Source organism: Wolbachia endosymbiont of Chrysomya megacephala, assembly GCF_008245065.1.
GTDB lineage: Bacteria > Pseudomonadota > Alphaproteobacteria > Rickettsiales > Anaplasmataceae > Wolbachia.
In genome coordinates this window covers 1,116,393-1,140,690 of the sequence record NZ_CP021120.1, presented here as the reverse complement: position 1 = coordinate 1,140,690, position 24,298 = coordinate 1,116,393, and the positions used below count along the sequence as shown (strand labels likewise).

At 33.6% G+C, this 24,298-nt stretch carries 14 protein-coding genes and 4 pseudogenes; 10 read left to right on the top strand and 8 right to left on the bottom strand.

Features of this window, described 5'->3' with window-relative positions; genetic code table 11:
- Positions 1-302: 302 nt before the first annotated feature.
- The 3 genes and pseudogenes from CAI20_RS05440 to CAI20_RS05430 all read left to right on the top strand — a co-directional run bounded on the left by CAI20_RS05440 (position 303) and on the right by CAI20_RS05430 (position 5,108).
- The gene (locus CAI20_RS05440; protein WP_149168924.1) at positions 303-2,243 is read left to right on the top strand and encodes an ankyrin repeat domain-containing protein; all 1,941 of its coding nucleotides are present in this window, start codon (positions 303-305) and stop codon (positions 2,241-2,243) included.
- Between the two features lie 356 nt (positions 2,244-2,599).
- Positions 2,600-3,907, top strand: a complete 1,308-nt coding sequence (locus tag CAI20_RS05435) for a hypothetical protein (protein ID WP_019236482.1) — start codon at positions 2,600-2,602, stop codon at positions 3,905-3,907.
- Between the two features lie 355 nt (positions 3,908-4,262).
- Positions 4,263-5,108 (top strand): annotated as a pseudogene (locus tag CAI20_RS05430) (IS982 family transposase).
- A gap of 36 nt (positions 5,109-5,144) precedes the next feature.
- Here CAI20_RS05430 and CAI20_RS06585 read toward each other — a convergent pair.
- From CAI20_RS06585 to CAI20_RS06830, 5 genes and pseudogenes are all read right to left on the bottom strand, one after another.
- On the bottom strand, positions 5,145-5,300 hold the full coding sequence (locus CAI20_RS06585) for a hypothetical protein (RefSeq protein ID WP_167495309.1): 156 nt from the start codon (positions 5,298-5,300) through the stop codon (positions 5,145-5,147).
- Between the two features lie 22 nt (positions 5,301-5,322).
- Positions 5,323-12,165 carry a latrotoxin-related protein gene (locus tag CAI20_RS05425; RefSeq protein ID WP_149168923.1) on the bottom strand — a complete coding sequence of 2,281 codons (6,843 nt, stop codon included), beginning with the start codon at positions 12,163-12,165 and terminating at the stop codon, positions 5,323-5,325.
- Between the two features lie 8 nt (positions 12,166-12,173).
- Positions 12,174-13,694, bottom strand: a complete 1,521-nt coding sequence (locus CAI20_RS05420; protein ID WP_149168922.1) for a hypothetical protein — start codon at positions 13,692-13,694, stop codon at positions 12,174-12,176.
- Positions 13,695-13,908: 214 nt separating this feature from the next.
- Positions 13,909-14,456 (bottom strand): annotated as a pseudogene (locus CAI20_RS05415) (IS630 family transposase); the annotation flags it as partial.
- Positions 14,457-14,611: 155 nt separating this feature from the next.
- Positions 14,612-14,713, bottom strand: a pseudogene (locus CAI20_RS06830) (hypothetical protein); the annotation flags it as partial.
- A gap of 213 nt (positions 14,714-14,926) precedes the next feature.
- Here CAI20_RS06830 and CAI20_RS05405 point away from each other — a divergent pair.
- A complete protein-coding gene (locus tag CAI20_RS05405) occupies positions 14,927-16,060 on the top strand; it encodes a hypothetical protein (RefSeq protein ID WP_149168921.1) in 1,134 nt (377 codons plus the stop codon).
- A gap of 18 nt (positions 16,061-16,078) precedes the next feature.
- Here the strand turns inward: CAI20_RS05405 and CAI20_RS05400 are convergent, their stop codons facing one another.
- On the bottom strand, positions 16,079-16,786 hold the full coding sequence (locus tag CAI20_RS05400; RefSeq protein WP_149168876.1) for an IS6 family transposase: 708 nt from the start codon (positions 16,784-16,786) through the stop codon (positions 16,079-16,081).
- 87 nt (positions 16,787-16,873) lie between these two features.
- Here CAI20_RS05400 and CAI20_RS05395 point away from each other — a divergent pair.
- The 5 genes and pseudogenes from CAI20_RS05395 to CAI20_RS05380 all read left to right on the top strand — a co-directional run.
- A pseudogene (locus CAI20_RS05395) lies at positions 16,874-17,107 on the top strand (multidrug ABC transporter ATP-binding protein); the annotation flags it as partial.
- Positions 17,108-17,817: 710 nt separating this feature from the next.
- Positions 17,818-18,429 carry a hypothetical protein gene (locus CAI20_RS05390; protein ID WP_149168920.1) on the top strand — a complete coding sequence of 204 codons (612 nt, stop codon included), beginning with the start codon at positions 17,818-17,820 and terminating at the stop codon, positions 18,427-18,429.
- A gap of 87 nt (positions 18,430-18,516) precedes the next feature.
- Positions 18,517-19,545, top strand: coding sequence for a hypothetical protein (locus CAI20_RS06715; RefSeq protein ID WP_246111583.1), 1,029 nt, complete (start codon positions 18,517-18,519; stop codon positions 19,543-19,545).
- Positions 19,523-19,699, top strand: coding sequence for a hypothetical protein (locus tag CAI20_RS06580; RefSeq protein ID WP_167495308.1), 177 nt, complete (start codon positions 19,523-19,525; stop codon positions 19,697-19,699). Before CAI20_RS06715 ends, CAI20_RS06580 begins: the two co-directional genes overlap by 23 nt.
- A gap of 38 nt (positions 19,700-19,737) precedes the next feature.
- Entirely contained in the window at positions 19,738-20,733 is a 996-nt protein-coding gene (locus CAI20_RS05380; RefSeq protein ID WP_149168919.1) for a hypothetical protein, read from the top strand.
- Between the two features lie 173 nt (positions 20,734-20,906).
- Here CAI20_RS05380 and CAI20_RS05375 read toward each other — a convergent pair whose 3' ends face one another.
- Complete coding sequence (locus tag CAI20_RS05375) at positions 20,907-21,464, bottom strand: leucine-rich repeat domain-containing protein (protein WP_246111582.1); 558 nt, start codon at positions 21,462-21,464, stop codon at positions 20,907-20,909.
- A gap of 145 nt (positions 21,465-21,609) precedes the next feature.
- On the opposite strand from CAI20_RS05375, the gene argS reads away from it, so the two are divergent.
- Entirely contained in the window at positions 21,610-23,316 is a 1,707-nt protein-coding gene (argS, locus tag CAI20_RS05370) for an arginine--tRNA ligase (protein ID WP_149168918.1), read from the top strand.
- Positions 23,317-23,378: 62 nt separating this feature from the next.
- Here argS and ccmA read toward each other — a convergent pair whose 3' ends face one another.
- Positions 23,379-24,002 (bottom strand): heme ABC exporter ATP-binding protein CcmA, encoded by a 624-nt coding sequence (ccmA, locus tag CAI20_RS05365; protein WP_149168917.1) that lies wholly within the window; start codon positions 24,000-24,002, stop codon positions 23,379-23,381.
- Positions 24,003-24,298: the final 296 nt, after the last annotated feature.

The window sequence follows — 24,298 nt, the reverse complement described above, 5'->3', positions numbered from 1 at the left end:
TTATTCTGCTGAAGTGGCTCCGCAGGTTACTGTATAAGCTTCAGCAGTTTCCGTGCTCCTTTAAAGCATCATGCTCTTATAGTAGTGATATCAAGTATAGGTCTTAACCATGTTGATTTATAGTAAAATTAGCTCAAATTTGGAGTCATAAGCAACTTTTAACCTCTCTATATACTCCATTGTTACTCACCATAAAAACTTAACAAAAGCTTAACGACGTGAGCAGTAAAAAGATTATGGTTATTGACTTAATGTTACATATCGCATACAATATATCATATATCTTAGCTTAAGGGGTAAGTATGAGTGAGTCTACTGGGATGGTAAAATCTATCATCAATCTACTAAAGCCAAAATCCAAATCAGAACTATATGATTTCGAATATGAGTCCATTATAGAACATCTATCATCTAAAGAGCATTTATTAAATGAGCTGATGAATGATATGTGGTACTCAGGAGACTTACCATCAGTCAGAAACTATAATGAACCATTATCTTTGATAGATAGCAAACTTGGATTAAGTGAACAAATTTGTGTTTGGTTTGCTCTGGACCATGATCTTACGCCAAGTCAAAAAATTTTAAACAAAAAGTTACTTAGTGCTCTAAAATGTTTAGCTTCTAACTGTGGTTCATTTGATAATACTGAGCCCCTTGAAGAATTTTTACATGATAATAAAAACAATAAAGATTTAAAAGTGATTCTTAACCTAAGAAGAGGAGAATCTCAATCAACAGTATTGCATGCAATTGCAGGAGCAAACATTGGTGGATTTCGTCGCACAGGAAATCAGGCTATAGATTTACTCTTAGAAGCAGGCGCAGATCCTAACATACAAGATAATAAAGGAAAAACACCATTATACCTTGCTGCTGCCAAAGGTCACCACGATAATGCAAACTCTCTTCTTTTGAAAGGAGCTAAACCTAATATAACAAGTAGAAAGGGCAAAACTCCACAACAAATAGCAACTAATAAACTCTGCTATAATATAGAAGAATTATTTTTAACTGATAAACAGAAAAAGTTGAATAAGGAATTGTATGACTTACTTGTACTCGATTCAGACTGCACTAAAAATTTAAAGGAGTTTTTAAGTAAGCATAAAAGAGATTCAGACCTAAAAGTAGTGCTAAATATTAGGCAAGGAATGGGTGAATCAAAAGTGTTTTCGTATGTTGATCGTTTTGCTTGGGATAATGAAGATCTTGCTCAAGAGTTAAGAAAAATATTTCTAGAAGCAGGAGCATTAGATTATGGTATAAATATTTATCGTCAGCAAAAGAAAGGACAGGTCAGTAAATTACTCGTTAATTTAACCTCAAATCAAAAGGAAAAGTTAAATGAGTTTTCTGATAAGGTGTTTCAGGCTCAAAACATGGCTGAACTTGAAGAGATTGTAAACGATGCTATAAAGTCTGGTGTACGATTAAACTATTCTCTTTCACAAGATTTCTTTTCAGGTAATGAGTACACTTTTACCGATTATGTGATGAAAAAAATCAGTGAGTTGGAAAAAAATCCTAAAGTTGCTAGTAATATAATATGTCAATTAGTATCAAAAGGGGCAGTGTTTGGTAATACAGTTGATGCTAACACACTGACATCAGAATTTAAAGAGCATAAAACTAACCTAAAAAAAGCTTATAGAGATTATATTAGCAATTCTCATAAGTTTATTGAAATCGCAAAAAGTGCAACCAATAGCGAGCTAAAAGATGCAAGAGTAGACAACTCCGTTTTTTACTTAGAATATTCTAAAGATAGTAAAATAGACATTATAAAGATAACAGATGGGGCAAGGGATTTAGGTCTAACAGATGGAGATGTAAAGTGTGGAAGAAATATAGTAAAGATCGGTAATAGTGAAGTAGAAATTAAAACTGAAGATGGCATAAGGAATTATACAGATCTTACAGAAGGCAGCAGTATAGTATTAACTTTCTATACTAGTTTGGGAGAATTGGAAGTTAGATTATATCCTGATGAGAACAATAAAAAATTGATAAGAGTAGAAGTGAGCGATGAAGATCTATTTGAAGAAATAGCAAGTCATGAAGAAATAGGGCAAAATTGCTTATTGGGAGGTTTATCGGTTATTGAAGCTATAGATCAAGGTGTTTTTGCTAGATCTGGTGGATTAATGCATCCTGAAGTAATAAGCGAGTCTAACAACAAATGGACAGAACGTGAAGAGTTAAGAAGAGTTTCTGACTCTAGGGGAGAAATTGCTAGGTAAATTATGCAGCTAACCACTTTTGCATCTAGAGTGATTATGCTTTAGTATATAATCAAGTTCTGTAACACTGTTCTAACCCCAACTATGAATTAGATTGTAGGTAAATTATTGAAAATCACTACTTTTTTAGTTAAGTTTGATCAAATTTAAAAGTAGCGTATGCATCATGCAGCTAATACCAACACTCATTGTTGGGAACGCAAATGATAAATTTGTTTAACTTCTCAATTATAGGCAAAAACAGCTCTTTTTCATGTGTTTCATAACTAACGGAAATTGGTATTAGAAAAATTATACTTGCATTAGCTTTTATTCATGCTAATTATGTACATAATATATCTATAGATTGAGGGATTATGATATTAGAATATATTTTAGGAACTAAGCAAGTTCATGCAAATGGTGGATTAGCTACTGAAGAACAGCACATGGAACGTTTTGGTCAGCAAACTCTGGAGCCTAGTCCATCATTGTTAGATCAAGAACAAACTGATGACTGGCATGAGTCCGTTGTTGAAGACAACAATACTGTTGTTGAAAGTTCTTTTATTCCAGAGAACTCAATTTTAATGAATTTAGCAAATCTGTTAACTGAAAGCGAAAAAGTTTCGATTGATGAATTTCATGACAAGATGGAAAGTATAATGAAAGAGTTTCATGAAAATAGATACGAAAGTTCTGCAAAGGTCACTCTAGAAAAGATGGAACGTTTAATAGATGAACATTTGAAAAGAAAAATAAAGCTAAATTTACGCTGTGATCACTATGAACGTAGTGTGTCGAATTTTATATTTAAAAAAATAATTGACATTGCTAATGCTAGCAGTGTTATGCGTATAACTCCTACTACTATATCACGTTATAAGGACAATGGGGAAGAGGCAATAGATGAGTGGGAAGAGGCTTTAGAACCTTTATTCAATATTGTCAATAAGCTACTATTAGCAGGTGCAAAAATAGAGTCTGATTTTTACAATGATAGAATGATAGGTGAAACTATGTGGGGAAGTGATGAGCCTATTTTTACAGAGTGTAAAAAAATTAAGGACAAACTGAAAAGTATCGCATATGAAGGTTTAATAAATAAGAATGAACAAGTTCAAGATGATGATCTGCAAGTAGAAGTAGATAACAATCTTGTTCTTTTTAGGTGGCCAAAAAACAGTATTGTTGAAGTTGGAAAGGTTATGAATAGTAAGGTGAATGAAAACTTTAGTATAGAAAGTAGCATCCTACAGATTGGAGAGAGTATAGTAAGAGTTGAAAATATAGGAGGAAAAAGAAATTATACAGATGTCTTAGGAGATAGCATTGAAATGTCCTTTACCACTGAAGTAGGCGAGATTAGTATTCATCTGTATCCTAGTGATAGTAATATAATAAAAGTAAAGCTTGATGGAGAGAACCAGGAGAAGTTTAACAAATTAAAAGATAAATCAAGTCTAGGAGAAAGCTGCTTTTTAGGAGGAAAAAGTGTTCTACAAGCTGTTAACGATAAAGGTTTTGAAAGAAACGGTAGAATACTTATAGAGTCAGCTGAAACTATTAAACAATCAAATTTTGTAGTGAAAGAATCAGGTGTCCCATCTACTCTTATGAGGCCAATCGATAGTTTAGACCAGCTGCAAAAGGTGGGAGCTTCGAAAGAAATAGTAGTGTGTTAATGAAGTCAACTAAAATTAGTAAACAAAAGAAAGGTCTTGGAGGGTAAAAAAATTGATGTATCTTCAAAGTAAGATTTTCTTAGGTATAAACTATACTCTCAAGGTGAGAAGAAATAGTAGGGGGATAAGTGTTGACTTAATAATTTAGAGATTCTTCTAAAGAAATTATTTTTCTCTCTTGATGTTTATTCTTTTATAGGTATAGCCTTTTGTGTTTGATTGAATTGACTTTTGTGATACCTACAGAATTTCCTTTATCACCCCAACTATGGATTAAATAAAGAGATAAAAGTGCAGCTAAGAAGAGGAAAACAGGGTAAGCTCAAGTATTTTATCAATAATTAAGAGGTTACCCATGAAGAAAGATATTACAGAACTTTACTGTTGCGTCGAGGATTTTTGTCGCACAGTCGATGATAATTTTGCTAATATGCTCCTATCAAAAGGAAGAAAACCCACTAGAATAACGGACTTCGGAAATTCTCACCATAATTCTATTATATCATCAATCCCCTTGCAAAAGTTTCAAAGCTTTTTACCTACTTTATCTGCCACTTTATAAATCTGAGTTTTCTAAATTGCCAACATATGACCGATTTATCGCTCTTAAATCACGGGTTTTATGGATTACTTTTGCAATGGTTCTGCAAACAAGCAAAAATGACAGGTATTGCCTACATAGACACTTCTACAATCGCTGTTTGCCACAAAAAAAGAATCTCCAAGAACAAAGTTTTTGATGGTTTGGCAGAAATTAGTAAGAGCACATATGGTTGGTTTTTTGGCTTTAAATTGCACTTGGTAATTAATGAAATTGGAATCACTTACTCTAACCAAAGGTAACGTTGATGACAGAAAACCTGTGCCAACTCTCACTAAAAGACTGACCGGACTTTTGTTTGGAGATAAGGGCTATATAAAGAAAGAGCTCTTTGAGAAACTCTTTGATAGAGGCCTAAAACTCGTCACTAAAGTAAAAAAAGGTATGAAAAACGTACTCATTTCACTTAAAGAGAAGATTTTACTAAGGAAAAGATCGATTGTTGAGACTGTTTTCGACTCCTTGAAAAACAAATTTGAGATTGAGCACACAAGACACAGATCGCCAACAAATTTCCTAATTCATGTTTTTTCTGTTCTGATTTCCTATTCCATGCAGTCGAAAAAGCCCTCTATTTCTATGCCTTTCTTTGCTGGCTAATCCATAGTTGGGGTTTTATCAGACCCACCACAAAGTTTAATATTGATAGTACATTAACCATTTATTTCCCAATTCTAGTCTTGTACTTCTCATTCCTACTTCATCCATGTTAGTATTAGAACCATCAAACTTGCTAAGGGGATCTACCACCTCCACTTTAAATTCTATTATAAGCTTTTCACTATTTGGCATATTATACCTTCCATATTCTCATCTACTTACTCAAAGTATTTCCAAGCTTGGTTACTCCTACATCAGAAAGACAAGTTGATACTTTGTCCTTTGAATGGCTGTGAACTGAAGCATTACTTAAATAACTTTGAGGCTCTAAACTTATCTGCTGTTTTTTTGTACCATCAACTTCTAATCTACCATCTCTGTTGTGTAATATCTGCTCTATTGATTGATTTAGCAGACCCTTATTAAATTGAGCTATAAACTTTTCAAATTTCTTCGGACTTAATTTACCAGCTTCTTTACCAGAACATGCTTTCTCTACATATGAGTTGAAAATCCCCGAAATCTCATCAAATTTACCACTCATGATTTTTCCTGTAACTTCTTTCTGTATTTCCACAAAATCAATATTTAATCGATGCATTGACACACCACTTTTTAATCCAGCTTGCTCTACTACTTTCTCAAATTCCTCTGTAATATTTAATGCATAGCCCTGCGCTTCCAGTAATGATACGTGCTGATCTGCTGTAGAAATGTATTTTTGACCTGTAACTTTTCTAATAAGCACATCAAGTAACATGATTGTGCCGTTTATATCTACTGGTGAATCAACTTGTGAGATTGGACTTGTAGTACTTGATACTCCGTCAGACAATGTAGGTTTAGAATCTAATAACCGACCTATTGAGGTTTTTACTGAACCGAACAAACTGTTTATCCATGAAGATAGTGCACTTGCTCTGCTTGTAGCTTTCTTATAGCGCACCTCTTCTGCCTTATTCACTTTGATTTTTTTTCTATTTATTGCAGCAATCTCTATGCCACCTATTACCATAACCTCTACATCATCATATCCTACTGTAGGACTTTTTTCATCTATCATAGACTCAATTTTACCTACTATAGCTTTTCCTTCTATTCTAGCTTTTGTTGTCTTTTCAATAGGTGAATAACGATGACGGTTCCCTCTATGATAAGCATGTCTTTTATGATGACGTATATGCTTTGGTGCAACGTATTCATTTCTTCTTTCTGCCTTCTCTAAAAAGGAAATTATGTTTGTGAAACCTTTATCTCTTGCAATATCTAAAGGCTTCTTACTATTATTGTCACGAATATTAACATCAGCATTTTTAAAAATCAGAAGTTGTAACAAACTAAAATCATGATTATTTTGAACTAAATAACCCATTAGAAGGACAACGCGGTGCAAAGACGTCTTGCCCTGGGTATCCTGAGCATTAACATCAATACCACTGTTAAGCAGCAGCTCTACAATCTTTAACTTAGTATCTTTTAGGTTATTAACGCCGTTATCAACAAAACACTGAGAGATAGCAAGGTGCAGAAATGTCTCGCCGAAATCGTTTTTAGCATTGATAAGAGTATATCTATCATCCCTGTTTCTCATACCATCAAGAAGAGCTTCAAGCAAGTTCGACTTATTCTCCTGGATAGCTTTTCTTATAAGTGACTTTGCTTCTTCAGGCCCTGAGGTTTTTATTAGCTGAGAATACTGTTTCTGTTTTTCTTTATTAAAGTCCATTATAACATCTTGTGGATTGCAAGTAGAAGCTATACATTTTGAGTTAGAAACTATTGTATCATTAAAAGCAAACATCATTTCTCTTGCTGGTTGATAAGTATTCCAGTTCTCTACTTTTACAAGAGTGTTATTTTTATGTGATAGCAATAAGGTATCATTCATAACTTTCATATCGAAATCTAATATAGACTTACCTTTCAAATCAACTAAACCAATATCATTCTTATTAATAGGCTGATTATGATAAATCTGTAACCCTTGTTCATCTGGTTTATAATACCTGAAAGAACTAAAATCATCAGCTCTTTCTCCAAATTCTTCTGGTTCTATAATTCTATTGTTTAGTTCTATAGATAAATCCCAGTTTCTATGAACAAAAGAATAGTAATCTGTGATATATGCTCCTTTATCTGATAACAATAGCAAATCATTATTGAGTTTTAAAAAAAGCACCTTATCTGAATCAAATGTGAAACAATTATAATGATTTAACAGATCAGTACCATTAACGCTAAATCTTCCATCTATTTTTAAGCTATGAGAACAATAATCACGCTCTAGTTCACCATTCTGAAGTTTATAATATTTTTCCCTATCAAATGTTACCGTAACATCTTTATAATCTGGTAGCAGGGTTACATTTAGTCTACTTTTGTTAATCTTTATTTCTCCTTCATTATTCTCTGCAAATTGTATATCATTTAATGTGCTATTTAATTGACTAAAGTCTAATATACCATTTGCTTGAGCAATCGTAATATTAGCACTTTTTTCATCGAAAAGATAAAGATGGTTTATATTACTTGGAGCTTCCCAGTAAAAATTATGGTGCTCTTTATCAGGATAAAAAATATGATTACTAAAACTACCTATAGTACTACGATAATTAGTACTTGATAATTGCTTTGTAATATTAAAGTTCCGATTATCTATTGTTTGCAACTTATCTAACTCATCATCTAATATAACATCACTACCAACGCTTTTTGTTATTTGTAGACTTGCTACTGTTCCAGTATTACTCTCTACTTTCGTTGGAGTTACAAACAAACCATCTGCTGTTTTTATTAATGTCTGTTTATCTACACTTATAGAATCTCCACTTTTATTATAAATATTTGTTCTGTCGTTAACATGAGTTATTTTATCTATATCACTAAAATTTATCGGCAATAATACTAAGCCACTTCCGTGAATAGAATCACCAAAATAACCTTTTATTGTAGCAAAGTTTTTTGCTGTTATTATATCATTTCCACCCTTACCATCTACATAATCTGCATTAGAGAACTTTATATAATTAGTTCTATTACTGCCGATAATAGAATGTATGTTTATTGAATCTGTAGTAAGATTACCTTGTGTTATAACTATATTCTTTTGTCTATCTGCTCCTAAATCACAAGAGAACTTCCCTGCTATGTAAAAGAAATTTCTACCTGAGTTATACACCTTGCAACTATCTAATGACTTTTCAAAATAGTACCTATTTTCTACCTTACCTCTTCTACCTCGATCACCATTTAAAATATCCTTTTCTTGAAAAACAACATTAATATTAGCATTTTGAGCTGTTATATAGTATACGCTTCCATACCCACGGAAATTCTTATTTCTGTATATAACCGCATTATAACAGTCGCTAGGGTATTCTTGTAAAAACCACTTTTCAAATGTTCTATTTAGTAATACATTACTATGATCATATAAGTTATCACATCCTGAGCCAATTCCATTTACAACACAGTCAGTACAGGGAGGATTATCAATTTGTACTTTAATATCGCTATCGTGTGGTCCGCAAACGACACTATAACTTTCAATGTTCGTAGGAATCACTCTAGAATTAATATCACTGATATGAAATGGATATGTAACATTCGTATTGAATCCAAAATCAAACTTAGTATCAACTATTTTTGTGTTAGTACGACAATAAACTCTGAGGAGTTGTATTTCCCCATAAACACGCTTTTCCTTTGTAACCAATATATAAGGCAGCGACATAACTATTTTATCATAATTACCTTTATATTGGCTTATAAGCTTTAATACATATTGTTTATATATACTTTCTGCCTCTATATCATTTTCTATATAATCTGGTACTTTTTTACCAAGAAAGAAATCCCAATACAAATCATGCTTCTCCTGATCTGTAAGATTTATGTGCTCTTCCAATTTCTCTACCTCAAGCTCTGCTTCTACAAATTGCGATATAATAATAACAGCAACTGAAATAGCAGTACCAACTGGACCAGCAAATTCTCCCATTACTCCAGCTTCTATTCCTACGGCTGACATTGTCTCAGTAACAATCGCAGGTACATCTGCAGCTATAAAAATGGAGTTAGTTGCGATGTTTAGGTCAGCAATCTTTATATCTACAGGATTCGTTGCACTTTCCCGAGCTTTTATCGACTCTGCTAACCCTAAAAATGCTGCAAAGTTACCTATAGCAGGTCCCATAACTGGGGCAAACCCCTTTAGCATTTGAGAATCAAGTTTTTCTCCTAATCCTAATATTTTTCCAGAGATTTTCTCACCAATCTTTGGCATTACCCAGAGATTTAATGCATCATAACCTAGGCCTTCTACATCTCCATTTGCTATATGTTTACCAACTAAAAATACTGTAAAGGCAAAACCTGCACTTTCTGCTACTTTCCCTATTTTTTCTGCTACCCCATATCCTCTGAGAATATTTTTGATTTCTTCTTTATTTTCTTTCATCTCCTTTACAATATCCTTGATCTCTGGGTCTATTGAATTTAGATCTACATTTTTAACCTTTGCAATAAATGCTTCTTCAACATTTTGGTCTGTAGCTTCACCTCTAGAGATTCGTTCAGAAACTTTGAAAAGCTGATCATAAAACTCAATATTCTTTACTCTTTCCGCTACCTTGTTAGCATTAAACAACTCTTTAATACGTTGCTCTTTTTCTTCCTCTGTAATATTTTCTTCATCACGTGAGTCTATGCAGTACATGCCTATATTTCTTATTTTTCTTCTTTTAGCTTCTAAACATTCCATTTGAGGCCCAGTTTCAAGCCTTAGCCTTTTTCTTGCACCACCTCTTTCGGGAGAGCTAATCTCACCTTGAGATGTGGTATGATAGACTTCAATACTTTTTATGCTTGCTGTAATTAAATCTTTATCGGACCTACTAGATTGATTAAAAACCATGGCTAAAAACTTGGCTGTTCTCTTATCAGTAAAAGATCTAAGAATTTTATATTTGTCACTCATCTGTTTTTCTGCATGTCCTAATTTTTTCTTTACACTACTATTAGCACATTTTAATTCTATGATAATTGGTTCATCTTCCTCAATAGTAGATTCATCTCCTTGCAAATATGTAAAAGATAGCGCCAGGTCCATTTTCCCTAATGAAGATATATTAGATTCCACATACACTTTAATCTCTTTACCATCTTGCGTTTTTCCATTTATCAATAACCCTTGCATTATTGCTTGAAAGTCCACTTCTCTTTTTATTAATTCCTTAAAAGGCAATAAAGCTTCTACTAAAGGAGATAGTGACTCTTTTAACTTATTTCCCATCATCTCTTCATCTTTACTTTCCTTAAGCAAGTCTACAACATCAATTCCACGTAATTGTTCAATTAAGCTATTTACGTCAACATTCCCTATTCTTTCAAATTTACCCTTGTATCTATTTTTAGAGTTATGAGAGACTTCTTTTATATTTATATCCTGAAAATAAGACTTATCTTTTCTTTCTCCTACTTCAAACCCACCTAGGTTATTCTTTACTCCTGTGTTTATTATCAGGTCGATTTTAACTGCAGAATCAATATCCAGTTCATCAATTGGAGGAATTTTATTACTGTCAAATCTCTTTTGCCTTCTAAGTTCTCTTAATTCACCACTACGTTCTATAATATTTAATATTACTGCTCTATCTTCCCCTTGATTGAATAGTAGAAATGTAGTAGCCTCTCTTCCTATACTTCTATCTTCATTCTGATAAGTGAAAATATTTTTATCTATACTATCCATAGCTAAAATCTGTCCGAACACTAGTTTGCTTAAATAGTTTTTATCCTTACTTGGTATCAAGTGATATAAGTTCTTTAGTTCTGCCTTTAAATTTTCCTTTGCTTCATTGCCATCAAAATCTTTAGCACCTTCTAATAATTGATGCACAAAACCTTGGGATTGAAAAATCTTAGCTTGTTCTGTCTTTACTTCAGCATAACTAATTCCCACTATAACCGCCTCTTCTGCTTTAGTTCTAATGCTGAGGTTATACAAATAACCTTTGTTCTTGATCTGTGTTATAGCTTCATCAGCAGTATGACCTTCTCCTTTAAACTCAACAACTACTGGAACAGGTTTAGGATTTATCCTACCATTTGCATCTTTTGTACGTGACATAAGTATTAAATCTGCACGTCCGTTACCTGCAGCACGTTCAACATAACAATTAAGACCATAACGATATTTAAAATTTAATGCTAAAGCTCCATAAACAAACCTATGATATGCTGCTTCTGAGTTGCCCAGTGAAAACTTTCCCTGATTACTTTTGTATATTTCGGCCAGTTCAAGAAAAATTTCTCTAATACCAACTATTACTTGATCTATACTCTTATCAGAAAGCTGTTTAAATGCACCTTCAAGACTTGTAGACCGACCTATATTGATCTCCTCAAATTCACTAGTTTGAGATGGAGAAGACACCAAATCCTTAAATTTTTCTTTTACTCTATCTCTTTGTTCTCTATATAGTTCGAATGACAGGTTGCCTAAATCTTCTTCAGTACGCATATGAAACGAATACTCATTTATATCTGTGTTATCTATGTCAGAGATCTCTAGTGTTTTTGCTATCTCTTTAAGTTCATCATCATTATAACAATATTTCCGTTTTAAATCCCCATAACCTGTAATTTGATCATTTGTAAAAGCTCTAAGAACCACTTGTTTTCTTCCACTTTTTTCAAGAAAAAAGCATAGTTTTACAATGCTAATCTCATTTTTCAATCCCTCTACTTTCAAATTAGTACGCTTAATATACACCTTATTGATGCCAAGCTTTTCTACTAGACCACTATTAGGAAGGGTTAAAATCGATCCTAATATGCTATGAATAAAAAACTCAGGACTAGATGTTGAACCAATATTTGGAGTTTCACGAAGAAATAAACTAAACTTTTCAGCAAATCCCTTAGGTGCATCGAAATTTACTGAGAGAACAGGGTTACCCTTACTGTTACCTGGATTAATTGGTTCAGTGAGTAATAATTCTATTAACTCAAGCTTGTGTTCAATATGTTTCGCTTCAGCTGTTGCTCTTGGCATTTTCTTATCTATTTCTTCATACTGTGTGTCACTTCCTCAAGTTCTATACTACGAAGTTTCTTTGCTGGACTACTTTCTTCTCCTTCTATTCCTCTCTTTTTGTCATTTTCTTGAATAAGATTATCCAGTAATTGAAAAAACTTATCCCATTTATCTTTCCTCTTTGTAAATTCCTCTCTTGAACAACACCATGTTATACGTTCTTTAAATTCCTCCCTAAATTTTACCATTTCATTTTTTGATGATATACATTCTCGAATGAAGAACTCAATAAATCCCCCCCTATCACCATAAATCAAATCTTGGCAAATATCTTGCCCCCTACTACAAAAAATAAGCCTTTCTTTCTCTTTGGGAGTTGCATCTTGAAAGATCAGTTTGATATTTTCCACATCTTCAACCTTAAATAAGTCTAGTAATAATAACCCACCTGATCCGCATTTATCTATTACATGTTTTGTGTGAGTACTAGGACCTTGCTGCCAAAATATTCCAAAGAGCTTTTGATAATTGTAATCTTTATTACCATCTATCATCTTATTAACGATTACTCTCAATAAACAATCATAACCTTCTTCAGAAAGGAAAGCCCACATATGCTGCGCTGTTTCCATAAAAAAACTCTGCCATGGCCAATCCAAAAAGCACTTTAGCACTTCATAAGAGCAGCTCTTGAACACTTCCATTTGTTGTTCTCTATCCATTTCTGAAAGTAAAAAGCACAAAACATCAATATAATTCTCCCTGGAAAAATCTGTAAACTCACTAACACAGTCACAACGTCTTTTTGCCACATATTCTGCAGTTCTTACTAAGACCTTATCTTTTTCTTCAGGAGTTAACTTTTGTAGGAAATATCTGGTTGCTGCTTCATTGCCACTAACTGCTGAACGTCGAAATGCATACTCATAATGAGTAACACTATCATCTTGACAATATCTTCTTATTATATCGCCTAACTGAGCTGTTTCTTCTTCTATATGATGGGACCAGAACGATACTAGAGGTGATTCATTTATTCTTATTTTCCTAAGATCTTTTCCATAGAGTTTCCTACCACTGATTTGTTTCCATAGGGTGAGAATGTTATCTTCTAAACAATAAGTGCATGCTAATCTATAGCGCTTAGCAATATCTAAATTTTCATCTTGCACTAATATCTTTGCTGTTTTCTCTTTATCAATAGTGCCTTGTGGTGTCCAACAAAGCTTGCTTAAGCTTGCTCTAGCATCTTTGCCACCTAAAAGATTTTTATGATATTGTTTCCATATGAGTATCTGCCAACCTATTGCTTCAACAAAACTTGATAGTTCCTTTTTTAACAATTCTGGCAGCGGAAGTTTTAGTACCTTTTTTATCACTTCATCCTCTACCTTTTGCCATTCTCTTTTTCTTTCACTGACATTTAGGATTGGTGATGAGAAGTAAAACTTTGACGCTAAATCCCAGGCATCATCTTGATTCCATAACGTAATAGCTATTTCCACAAGAGCTTTATGCTTAAGTGATGGCATTAGAGTGTAATTCATTACCTAACCCGATTAAAATACTCAATATACTATGATTTTCTATCGGTTCAAGATAAAACACAGCTAAAAAATTGTGTAAAGTTTAACGGCACAAAAAAAATTCTATTAACCCCAACTATGGGTTAGAAAGAAGTGAAAAAAGGCTGGAAAGTGGGTAAACTCCAAGTAATTCTTTCAATTTAGGAGATTACCTATGAAGAAAGATATTACAGAGCCCAACTTTCGAATGTGTGCCAAACCTTGATTCATCAAAGAAAAATAGCTCTTTTTCTGGATACTTGCCAATAACTTCATTGAGATTTTTTTTTGAATTCCTCTTGTTTACTTTTATCTTGTACGTTGTGTACTGGTCTTGGTGTAATATATGAAAATTTCATCTTTTGTATATGGCGGTGTACTGTAGATTTGCTGATATTTAATCCGAACTTTTCCTGGATTCTTATTCTCATTTCTTTAATGGTAATATTAGGATTTTCTTCTATCCATGCTTCAACTTGCTGTAGTTGAGCCTGATTTAATTTAGTTCTTTTACGGCGTTGTGGAGGAGCAAACAGTTTTTCTTCTCTGCCAAATTTTAAGAATTTTATCCACGAAGTTAGTGCGCTTCTTGAAATGCAATATATTTTTGCTACAGCCGTTATACTATGCTTTTTTGCCGCAATTACAGCATTTAGTTTTTTTGAAACATATGCATTGTTCCTTACTTTCTTCAGCATTTCTTTTCCTCACTTTTTCATCCAATAATTTTGATCTTAATGCCATTTAAACCTCGCTACTTCACTTACTTTAGTATGGCTTTTTTTCCATTATTGTCTATCCGTTCTTTGTATAGTGGGAATGGGAATTGGTATTACTTAATAAATTTACTGATATCGGTATGCCTCTTTTCGAATTTGCCTTGTAAATTCCTTCCATCTCTACATCTTATTGACAGCTATGCAACAAAGCCATTCAGGATCTGCATTATTGTTTAACAGAATTTCGACAATTTCTCTGTAACCTTTTTGAGCTGCAAGGTGTAATGGTACACAATCCTGATTTTCAAGTTAGCATTTTCTCCATTATCTAGCAGCATTTTAGCTATCTGATTCACAATACAAGAGTTCTATTTAGAGCTATTTTCAAAAATCTTTGTGCTTTGTATATGTAGCTTATATTTGTTTGGAATGCTTGACTCCTGATTTATAAAATGCTATCATTAATGATACTACAATGTGTAAAGTGAGGAGGTTATGAATCTTAGACTAATTCAGGAAGAAACAAAAGAAATTCCATTTTGCACAACTCCTTATTCATTGCATTATGAAATTCGAAGGCCACTAATGGAAATGTTTGGGCTAGGGTCTAAAAAAGGCTGTTGTTCTAATCCGTACACTGGGAAGTGCATGATAACTGATAATAAATTAGCCCCTATTGTGCAGCTTACACAAGGAGTGGATGCGGATATAGTAATAGATAACACAACTAAAACAGTATATGCAAAAGAGATTAAAAATAAACAACAAAAAATAGATTTAATATATGATAAGGATCGTATTGGCGCAAAAGAAGTGCATGATATTCAGCTTCTTAAGGCTGGTAAAAGAGTAACAATACCATCTAAATATAAAAGTTTTGAAGATTATAGGAGAGAGCTACAGAAAAAATCTTCTTATATAGTTATAAGGGCTGAAGTAACACAACATTTAGATCATTCAGGAAAGCTGCTGAATGATCCTATAGAAAGCGTTGTTCATTATACTACTTTTCCTAAGTTAAAAGGAAATACCTTAGACTACAAGTATTTTGCTAGAAGTCGAAAGTTAATAGGTAGCAGAAAATCTGAGCTACAAGATAAGTTTAAAAACGTAGTAAAACTGAATGCCTTAATGGCTGCCAAACATAAAGAAGGATTAAGCATTGTGGTACCTAATGCTTTTTTGAGTGGTTTGAGTAATGATGAGCAAAAAGAAGCAAAAATAGCTTTTGTCAATGCAGCAATAGAAGCTGCTAAGGAAATAGAGCAAGATAGTGGAAAATACTCAGGATTTTGTGGGATATTTGTCAATACTGGAAATACTCAAGATTTAAATAAGCTGATAAGCGACAGTGGCATCAAAAGCATTGCTATTAATTATGGTGATCTTAGCGCGCCAAGTAGGGTATCAAAAGAAGGAAAGTTTGCAGAATCTATAATGGGTGAGGGAGTTGGATACGTTGGTAATGGTGCATTATCCGCACGAGGTAATATTGCAGTGGAGGAAAATCTTACTAGAAGAACGTTAGGAGAAACTGTGTTAATGTTTAGTGGAGCATTTAATGAAAAGGTGCTAGATAAAAATTGTGGTTCTGTCGCATCTATAAATTGTAGTACAAGAAGATTGTAAAAACTGGAATTATGAGAGTTATAGAGCCATTAACATAGCAAAATTTTCAAAAGTAGAACCATTATCATTAGCTTTAATAATTTGTCTTTTTTGAATCATACGAATATTTTCTATGCCTGTGATGGTAATCTTTGCAGAATGGAAGCTTTTAAACCCAAGCATTGGTTTTATTAATTTTTTGATAAATCTATGATCTTGTTCAACAATATTATTTAGATATCTTACTTGAAAAACCGTGATTCTATAAGGTTCAGGAATTTCCGTATTCAAGTCATCAAGAGCAGCAATATTACTGCCGCTTTTATCAATTACTACTTTCTCAGGAAGATTATTCCTTCTAAAGGCTTTACGAAAGAATGCAAGTGCTGCAGACTTGTCTCTACGAGTACACAGCAGAAAGTCTACAGTATTGCCGAGACTATCTAGTGCTCTGTATAGATAAACCCATTTACCGTTTAATTTTATGTAGGTCTCGTCCATTCTCCAGCTACTGCCAACCTGCTTCTTCCTTTTCCTCAACTCTTCATCTATCAGTGGCACAAATCTGATAATCCACCTTTGTAGCGTAGCATGATCAATTTTCGCTCCTCTTATACTCATCATTTCTTCCAAATCTCGATAGCTCAAAGAAAATCGACACTTCATGTATACTGATAACATTATTATCTCTGCTGAAAAGCTAAATCCTTTGAAATAGGGCAATAATTTTGGACTAATACGCAACATCTTTGCTTTTTTAAAGATGATTATATTACTTCTTTTCTATTTTCCTACAAATGAAACTGACTTCGCTCTATAGATGCGACAGAACCTTTAATACTGGATGAAGCAACTTCCGCCCTCGACTATAAAAGTGAAAGCCTAGTGCAAAAAGCACTTAGCAAGTTGATGCAAAACAGAACAACAATTATAATTACGCACAGGCTATCAACCGCACTCAAAACTGACAAGATTATAGTGATTAATTGCGGGAAAGTGGAAGAAGTTGGTACTCATGATTCTCTAATGAATAAAGATGGGCTGTATGCAAAATTGGTGAAGATATAGTAAAAACTGAAGGAAAATTTAAATCATATCGTTAGTTGGTATGCTAGATTCATAATCAAAGTTATTAAATTTTTAATCATTTTAATTTATAATAATCTCATAGTATTTTTTTAAGGATCATTATGGTTTATAATTACAGTAATTTACCAAAACTACCATTTACGGGTTATAATCTACCAGCAGCTTTACCAGTATCGAACTATGCACAAGCTTGCACACCTCCAATGGCTTATAATTTACCAGCAGCTTTACCAGTACCAGTATCGAACTGTGCACAAGCTTGTACACCTGCATTTGTACCTTGTACTACTAATTCCTGCCACAATCATTTTAACTCATATCATAACTATTATGATACATGTTATAATCCTTGTGATACGTTTGATTTTTTCTGCTAAGAGATTAGATTTAAATCACTCACAAACGTACGTTCTTTCACTCTTGCTATACGTACTTCCAATAGCACATGGGAAACCGTGTGCTTCACATTTTGCTTTAAAATACAATAAATTTGACTACTGACAGCTTTTTCTTGAAATCTTAGCAGCATTTTGCTGTGGCAAAGCTTTTCAATGCGAATATCTTCTATATTAAAGTCATATTTTGAAATGTACTGTAAGTTTGTATATTCTAATTTTAGCCTCAAAATTATTAAATCATTAACTTTTTTATCCTATAATAATCTAATAGTTATTTTTTAAAGGATTCTTATGAATTATAATTTTTCCTCATCTCCACGTGTTGGTTCATGTATTCCTACGCGCACAGCTTGCACAACTGACCCACGGTACCATAATAATTTTGGTCCACATTGTCATAACCACTTTAACCCACATTGCCATGACCACTTTGATCCGTGTTGTGATAGACTCGAATTAAATATACAGCTTCCTGATATAAAAATACCTCCTTGTCCTGATGTAAAATGTCCTGAGGTAAAAATACCTCCTTGTCCTGATGTAAAATGTCCTGAGGTAAAAATACCTCCTTGTCCTGAGTGTCCTGCTTGTCCAGAACCTAAAAAACCAATTGACTTTTCAAAGCTTTCAATAGTAGTTGATGCAGTTTCTGGAGAGATTAAAGATGCCATTACTAAGAAATCTAGTGGTTTAATGTTTGCAAAATGTAAAGACATTATTGATAAAAGTGACAACAATCTTGAAATTGGTCCAGACAATCGTCTCAAAGGAGCATGTGATAGTAATCCTGAATGCAAAGCTTGTGTGGATGCGATAAATGCTTCTATAATAGATACGCGCACAGAATCAGCATTTTCTCCTGAACAAATGTCAGTACCAGAAGGTATTGTTTATATTATATGAAAGTAATGAAGGTGTATACATTGTTAGTATACACTTCTATTTTATGTTAACTTTTTAGTAACCTTTATTTATTAATGGAGCAATTTTATGTTAAAGAACACTTCCCCTTATTCAAATAATAGGCATGTAAGTCATATACGTCAACTGCCACATATATTGAAAATTAATTTACATACAAGGCTGGATGATGGTAAAGACCCTAAATCCAAGATTGATGATAAAACTAAGAATGAACTGAAAGAAAAGATTAAAAATGAACTAGAGAAAGATCTTAAGTTTGAGATTGGTGAAAAGACTAAGGATGAACTGAAAGAAAAGATTAAAAATGAACTAGAGAAAGATCTTAAGTTTGAGATTGGTGAAAAGACTAAGGATGAACTGAAAGAAAAGATTAAAAATGAACTAGAGAAAGATCTTAAGTTTGAGATTGATGAAAAGACTAAGGATGAACTGAAAGAAAAGATTAAAAATGAACTAGAGAAAGATCTTAAGTTTGAGATTGGTGAAAAGACTAAGGATGAACTGAAAGAAAAGATTAAAAATGAACTAGAGAAAGATCTTAAGTTTGAGATTGATGAAAAGACTAAGGATGAACTGAAAGAAAAGATTAAAAATGAACTAGAGAAAGATCTTAAGTTTGAGATTGGTGAAAAGACTAAGGATGAACTGAAAGAAAAGATTAAAAATGAACTAGAGAAAGATCTTAAGTTTGAGATTGGTGAAAAGACTAAGGATGAACTGAAAGAAAAGATTAAAAATGAACTAGAGAAAGATCTTAAGTTTGAGATTGATGAAAAGACTAAGAATGAGATAAAGGATAAAATAAAAAAAGAAATAGAGGATGAGATAGATTGTAAGCGTGATAAAAATGGCCACGATAAAGGCGACAAAGATAAAGACGGCTTTAATAAGGATGGCTATGACAAAGATGGCTACAATAAAAAAGGCTTTGATAAGGATGGCTACGATAGAGCAGGCTTTGATAAGGATGGCTACAATAAAAAAGGCTTTGATAAGAATGGCTACGACAAAAATGGCTTTAACGAAAAAGGCTTTGATAAGGATGGCTACAATAAAAAAGGCTTTGATAAGAATGGAAAGAAAAAAAGATGGTGAAGATGATGAAAATGGAAAGAAAAAAAATGATGAAAATGAAAGAAAAAAGGTGGTGAAGATGATGAAAATGGAAAGAAAAAAGGTGGTGAAGATGATGAAAATGGAAAGAAAAAAGGTGGTGAAGATGATAAAGATGGAGATGATAAAGTCATAGAAGGTAAACTTGTCGGTCTGGGTCATATTGATAAAGAAATGTGCGGGGCGGATGCTGAAAAATATTCAACAGAAAAGCACGTGGGTAAGCCTGCTTGGTTTACAAGAGACCTTTTGAAACAATTTTTGCCTGAGTTAATGAGCAAAAAGGAGATCATGAGTCATTTTGATAAAGATAGTAAGGATCAATATCATGCACAAAATTTTGGTATAACTTTTAGGTGTGAAGAGGATGAAGAATGTGGAAAAAATATAAATTTTACGTTTGCCGCACCTAGTAACATGTGGTGTAATAAAGCAGGTAATCAAGGAAATGCTGGTTTACAATGTCGACAAGAGATTCGAAGCATCAATACAAGTGCTTGTTGTCCAACTGCTGCACCTTACGGCAATCCTATTTATAGTGAAAACTTTTTTCTGAATGACAAGTGTCCTAATTTGATTTTAGATCTTCCGTTAAAAAAATTAAGGGAGTGTGAAGGTAAAACTATAGTTGCAAAGCTAAAGTCGCCAATGGTTATCGTCGCTCGGGACAATTCTATAATAGATAAAAATGGCCACAAAATTGCTGAACACAAGTATAATATAGTAAAGGATCGTCTAAATTATGAAGGTGAGATACTGGATTCATCTGGTAAGTTGCCTGAAGAATTAGAGAAAGTTCAAGAGACTATAAAGAGGGGTCTGTGGAGTTCTGATAAGGAAGTAAAGCTGAAAATACCTGTTCTCCCAAGTTATTCTCCTGGTGCTAATGATGATGAAGATGAGACTTTCTTGTACTATGATAACGAAGCGGAATGTAAAGAGGAGGTTCTGCAAGCAAAAGCAGAAGCTGAGAAGTTAAAAATACAGGTCCAAAAGGATGGCTATGATGAAGATGAATTTAACAAGGATGGCTTTAATGAAAAAGGCTATCATAGAAGTGATAAGGAAGTACTATTAAAAAGTGCTTTTTCTCATAGTACGCAAGAAGCAAACCTTAACTATTATGACAATGAGGATAATTCTGTTTCCGTTGATACTAATTTTATATAAGACTGAATGTTTTCTGGGCTTTTCAGCTCAGAAAACACTTTTGTAGAAAAATAGAATGAGTGACCTTACTCAGCGTGACGGTAAAATTCTAATCAAATTACATATATGGATTTTGTGACACTTTTGTATAGTTCAACATAGGTAAATTTGAATAATAGCAACAAATAAAACCTTTATATAATGCTGTCAGCGAATAGATGTTCGCTTGGCGTTTCTATGCTTTCATCATTAGTAGGATTAAAGGGGAAATTAAACTGAACAAGATTTGGAAGCTTATTGTTGTTCAATGATTCGTGTAATGCTACTATACCTTTATCGCAGACACTGTCAGAAAGTAAATTAAACTCAGTAATATTTGAAAAACTACCATTCTTTAGCGCATTTATAAATTCCACTCCACCATCAGGGCTTATATTATTAGAAATTAAATCAAGCTTAACAAGATTTGGAAAGTTACCATTCTCTAATAATTTAGTGATTGCTATTGAACCTTGATTACCCATAATACTAGAAGTTACTTTACACTCAGTAAGATTCGGAGCATTAACATTCTTTAATGTCTCATCTAAAACTTCTGCACCCTCAGCATCAATATAACAGTCGTGTAAGATAAGGCTTGTAATATTTGGATTCTCTTGTAAAAAGTTTATTAACTTCTCCATGTGTATATGTAGACTATTTAAGTCTAAGGTATTACCATTAACATATTTATTAAGTTCTACTTCCATCATGTTTATAACTCCTCTGTTAATATAATTCTTATTATAGCATAGATTTCAGTCATTGTCAAGTGTATTAACAAGCTGACACAAGATAACCCTTCAACTAGCCCCACTTATTCGCTATACTGCTACAGGTCTTATAGCTTTTTAGTTAATGAACATTTTCAAGCAGGTTTCCTCTCTAATTTCCAGCAAGTTAAATGAGTTGAAGCAAAGGGGTATTATAAGCACGAATGCAACAAACTTTATTGTAGAACCTCCGAGCAATAGAGCGCATGGAGATATTTACACAAATGTTGCTATGGTGCTTGCAAAGCATGAAAAAAAGAATCCAGTTGAGATTGCAGGGATCTTAGCAGAAGAATTTAAATCTTTTGATGAAGTTGCAAAAGTGGAAATAGCAGGTCCTGGGTTCATCAATATGCACTTGAAAATGGAAGTATGGCATGGGATTTTAAAGCAAATAAATGAGCTAAAAACGGAGTTTGGCACTCTCAACATTGGAAACAATCAGGCCATCAATGTTGAGTTTGTATCCGCAAATCCAACTGGGCCACTACATATTGGTCATGCAAGAGGGGCAGTGTTTGGTGATGTTTTAGCAAATTTGCTAAAGAAAGTTGGTTATAAAGTTACTAAGGAGTACTATATCAATGATGCTGGAGCGCAGATAGATACGCTAATTCGGTCAGTATATTTGCGGTATAAGGAAGCTCTGGGAGAGAAAATTAGCATCGAAAAAGGTTTATACCCAGGTGAATATTTAAAGCCAATAGGGAAGGGGCTAGCTAAAAAATATGGCAAGGAGCTTAGAGAAGAGGAGGATAATCAAATAATTAGAGAGTATACTTTAAGTTCCATTTTAGAGATAATAAAGGAAGACATGAACTTACTTGGAGTAAGTCATGATGTCTTTACTTCAGAGTATGAGCTACAAAAAAATGGCAAAATCGAAGAGAGTATAAAGATATTATCTGATAAGGGTCTAGTGTATGAAGGGTACCTGGAGAAACCAAAAGGTAAAGAGAATGAAAATTGGATTTCCAGAAAAGAAATGTTATTTTGCTCTACAAAATTTGGTGATGATGTTGACCGCGCACTAAAAAAAGAGGATGGTAGCTGGACTTATTTTGCATCGGATATTGCTTACCATTTTGATAAGATATCACGTGGTTTTAACAATATGATCGTAGAGCTCGGCAGTGACCATGGCGGTTATATTAAAAGGCTTAGAGCAGTTGTCTCTGCGCTCAGTGATGATCAAGCAAAGATAGAGGTAAAACTGCATAATATTGTGAATTTCTTCGAAAATGGCAAACCTGTTAAGATGTCGAAAAGATCAGGAAATTTTCTTACAGCTAGGGATGTAGTGGAAGAGGTTGGCAGGGATATAACTCGTTTTATAATGTTAACACGCAAGAATGATATGGTCTTGGACTTTGATTTTGCTAAAGTTAAAGAACAATCAAAAGACAATCCTATTTTTTACGTGCAATATGCGCACGCTCGTGCTCATTCACTAATGCGTAATGCTCCAAAAGAGCTCCCAACAGCAGACCCTTCACTTTTAAAGAAAGATGGGGAGCTATTCCTCATAAAAACCTTAGCAAAGTGGCCAGATGTGGTAGAAATATCTGCAAGGCTTTGTGAGCCACATAGAATTACTTTCTACTTACTTGAAGTTGCAGAAGCGTTTCACGTTTTATGGGGGTATGGCAAAAGTGATTTAAACATGCGGTTCATACTAGAAGATAACTTGAACCTCACCGCTGCAAGAATGTTTCTCGTCCAAGCCTTAGCGCACGTAATCGCTTCTGGGCTTTCTATTTTTAATATAGAGCCTTTGAAAGAGATGAGTTAATTTTAATGCGTAATATTAAATGTGATAATAAATTATTGATGTAAGTACAATAAGGCCAAAAATTATACAAGAGGTCTGTTAAAATCACGTATGTCGATTGTCTTGAAGTCACACAATTGTTCTGTAGAGCTATGTCCTGTAATAATTACTATACCGTTTTGCTCAGAGCGTATTGAGATTAGATTTAATATTAATTCACACGTTGCACTGTCGAGATTACAAAATGGTTCGTCTATCAGCCAAACGTTTGCATTAGAAATTAAAAGGCGAGCAAGCGCAACTCTTCTTTTCCAGCCTGCAGAAAGTTCACCATATCTAATGTTAAATACAGGCTGCAACTGTAAGCAACAAACGGCTGCCATAATTAATTCTCTAGTATTCCGTATTCTTGCCCAGAATTGTATGTTTTCACCAACTGTTGAGCTATCTTTACAGGCATTTTTATGGCTTATATAGACCATGGAAGGTATATAGGATTTTAAGTCATCATATATATCTTTTCCACAGTACATTATATTACCTGACACTGGCGGCAAAAGTCCAGATAAACTTCTGATTAAGCTGGTTTTGCCGCTACCATTTGGACCAGTGATTAAGATTTTTGATTTTGGTTCAGCTTTAAAATTGAGGTTTTTAAATAATACTTTGTTATTACGAGCACAGGATAGATTTTTACATTCAAGCATCTATTGGACCTTTAAAGAGAACTTGGAGCCTAAACACTTCAGTGTATGAACATTGGATAGCTTGCACAACAAACAGTCAGTGTTTGACATACAACTGTACGAACATTGGGTTTGTAGGTAGCAGATGGTGTCATCCCAGTGCTTGACACTGGAATCCAGGAATTTTAAGTAAGCACGCTGAGCTGGTTGGCATAAAAGTAGTTGCTTTATGTTAAAATTAATATTTTTAACTAGATTACATGAAGAGCTGGATCCCAGTGTCAAGCACTGGGATGACACCCTTATACTTGACTGAC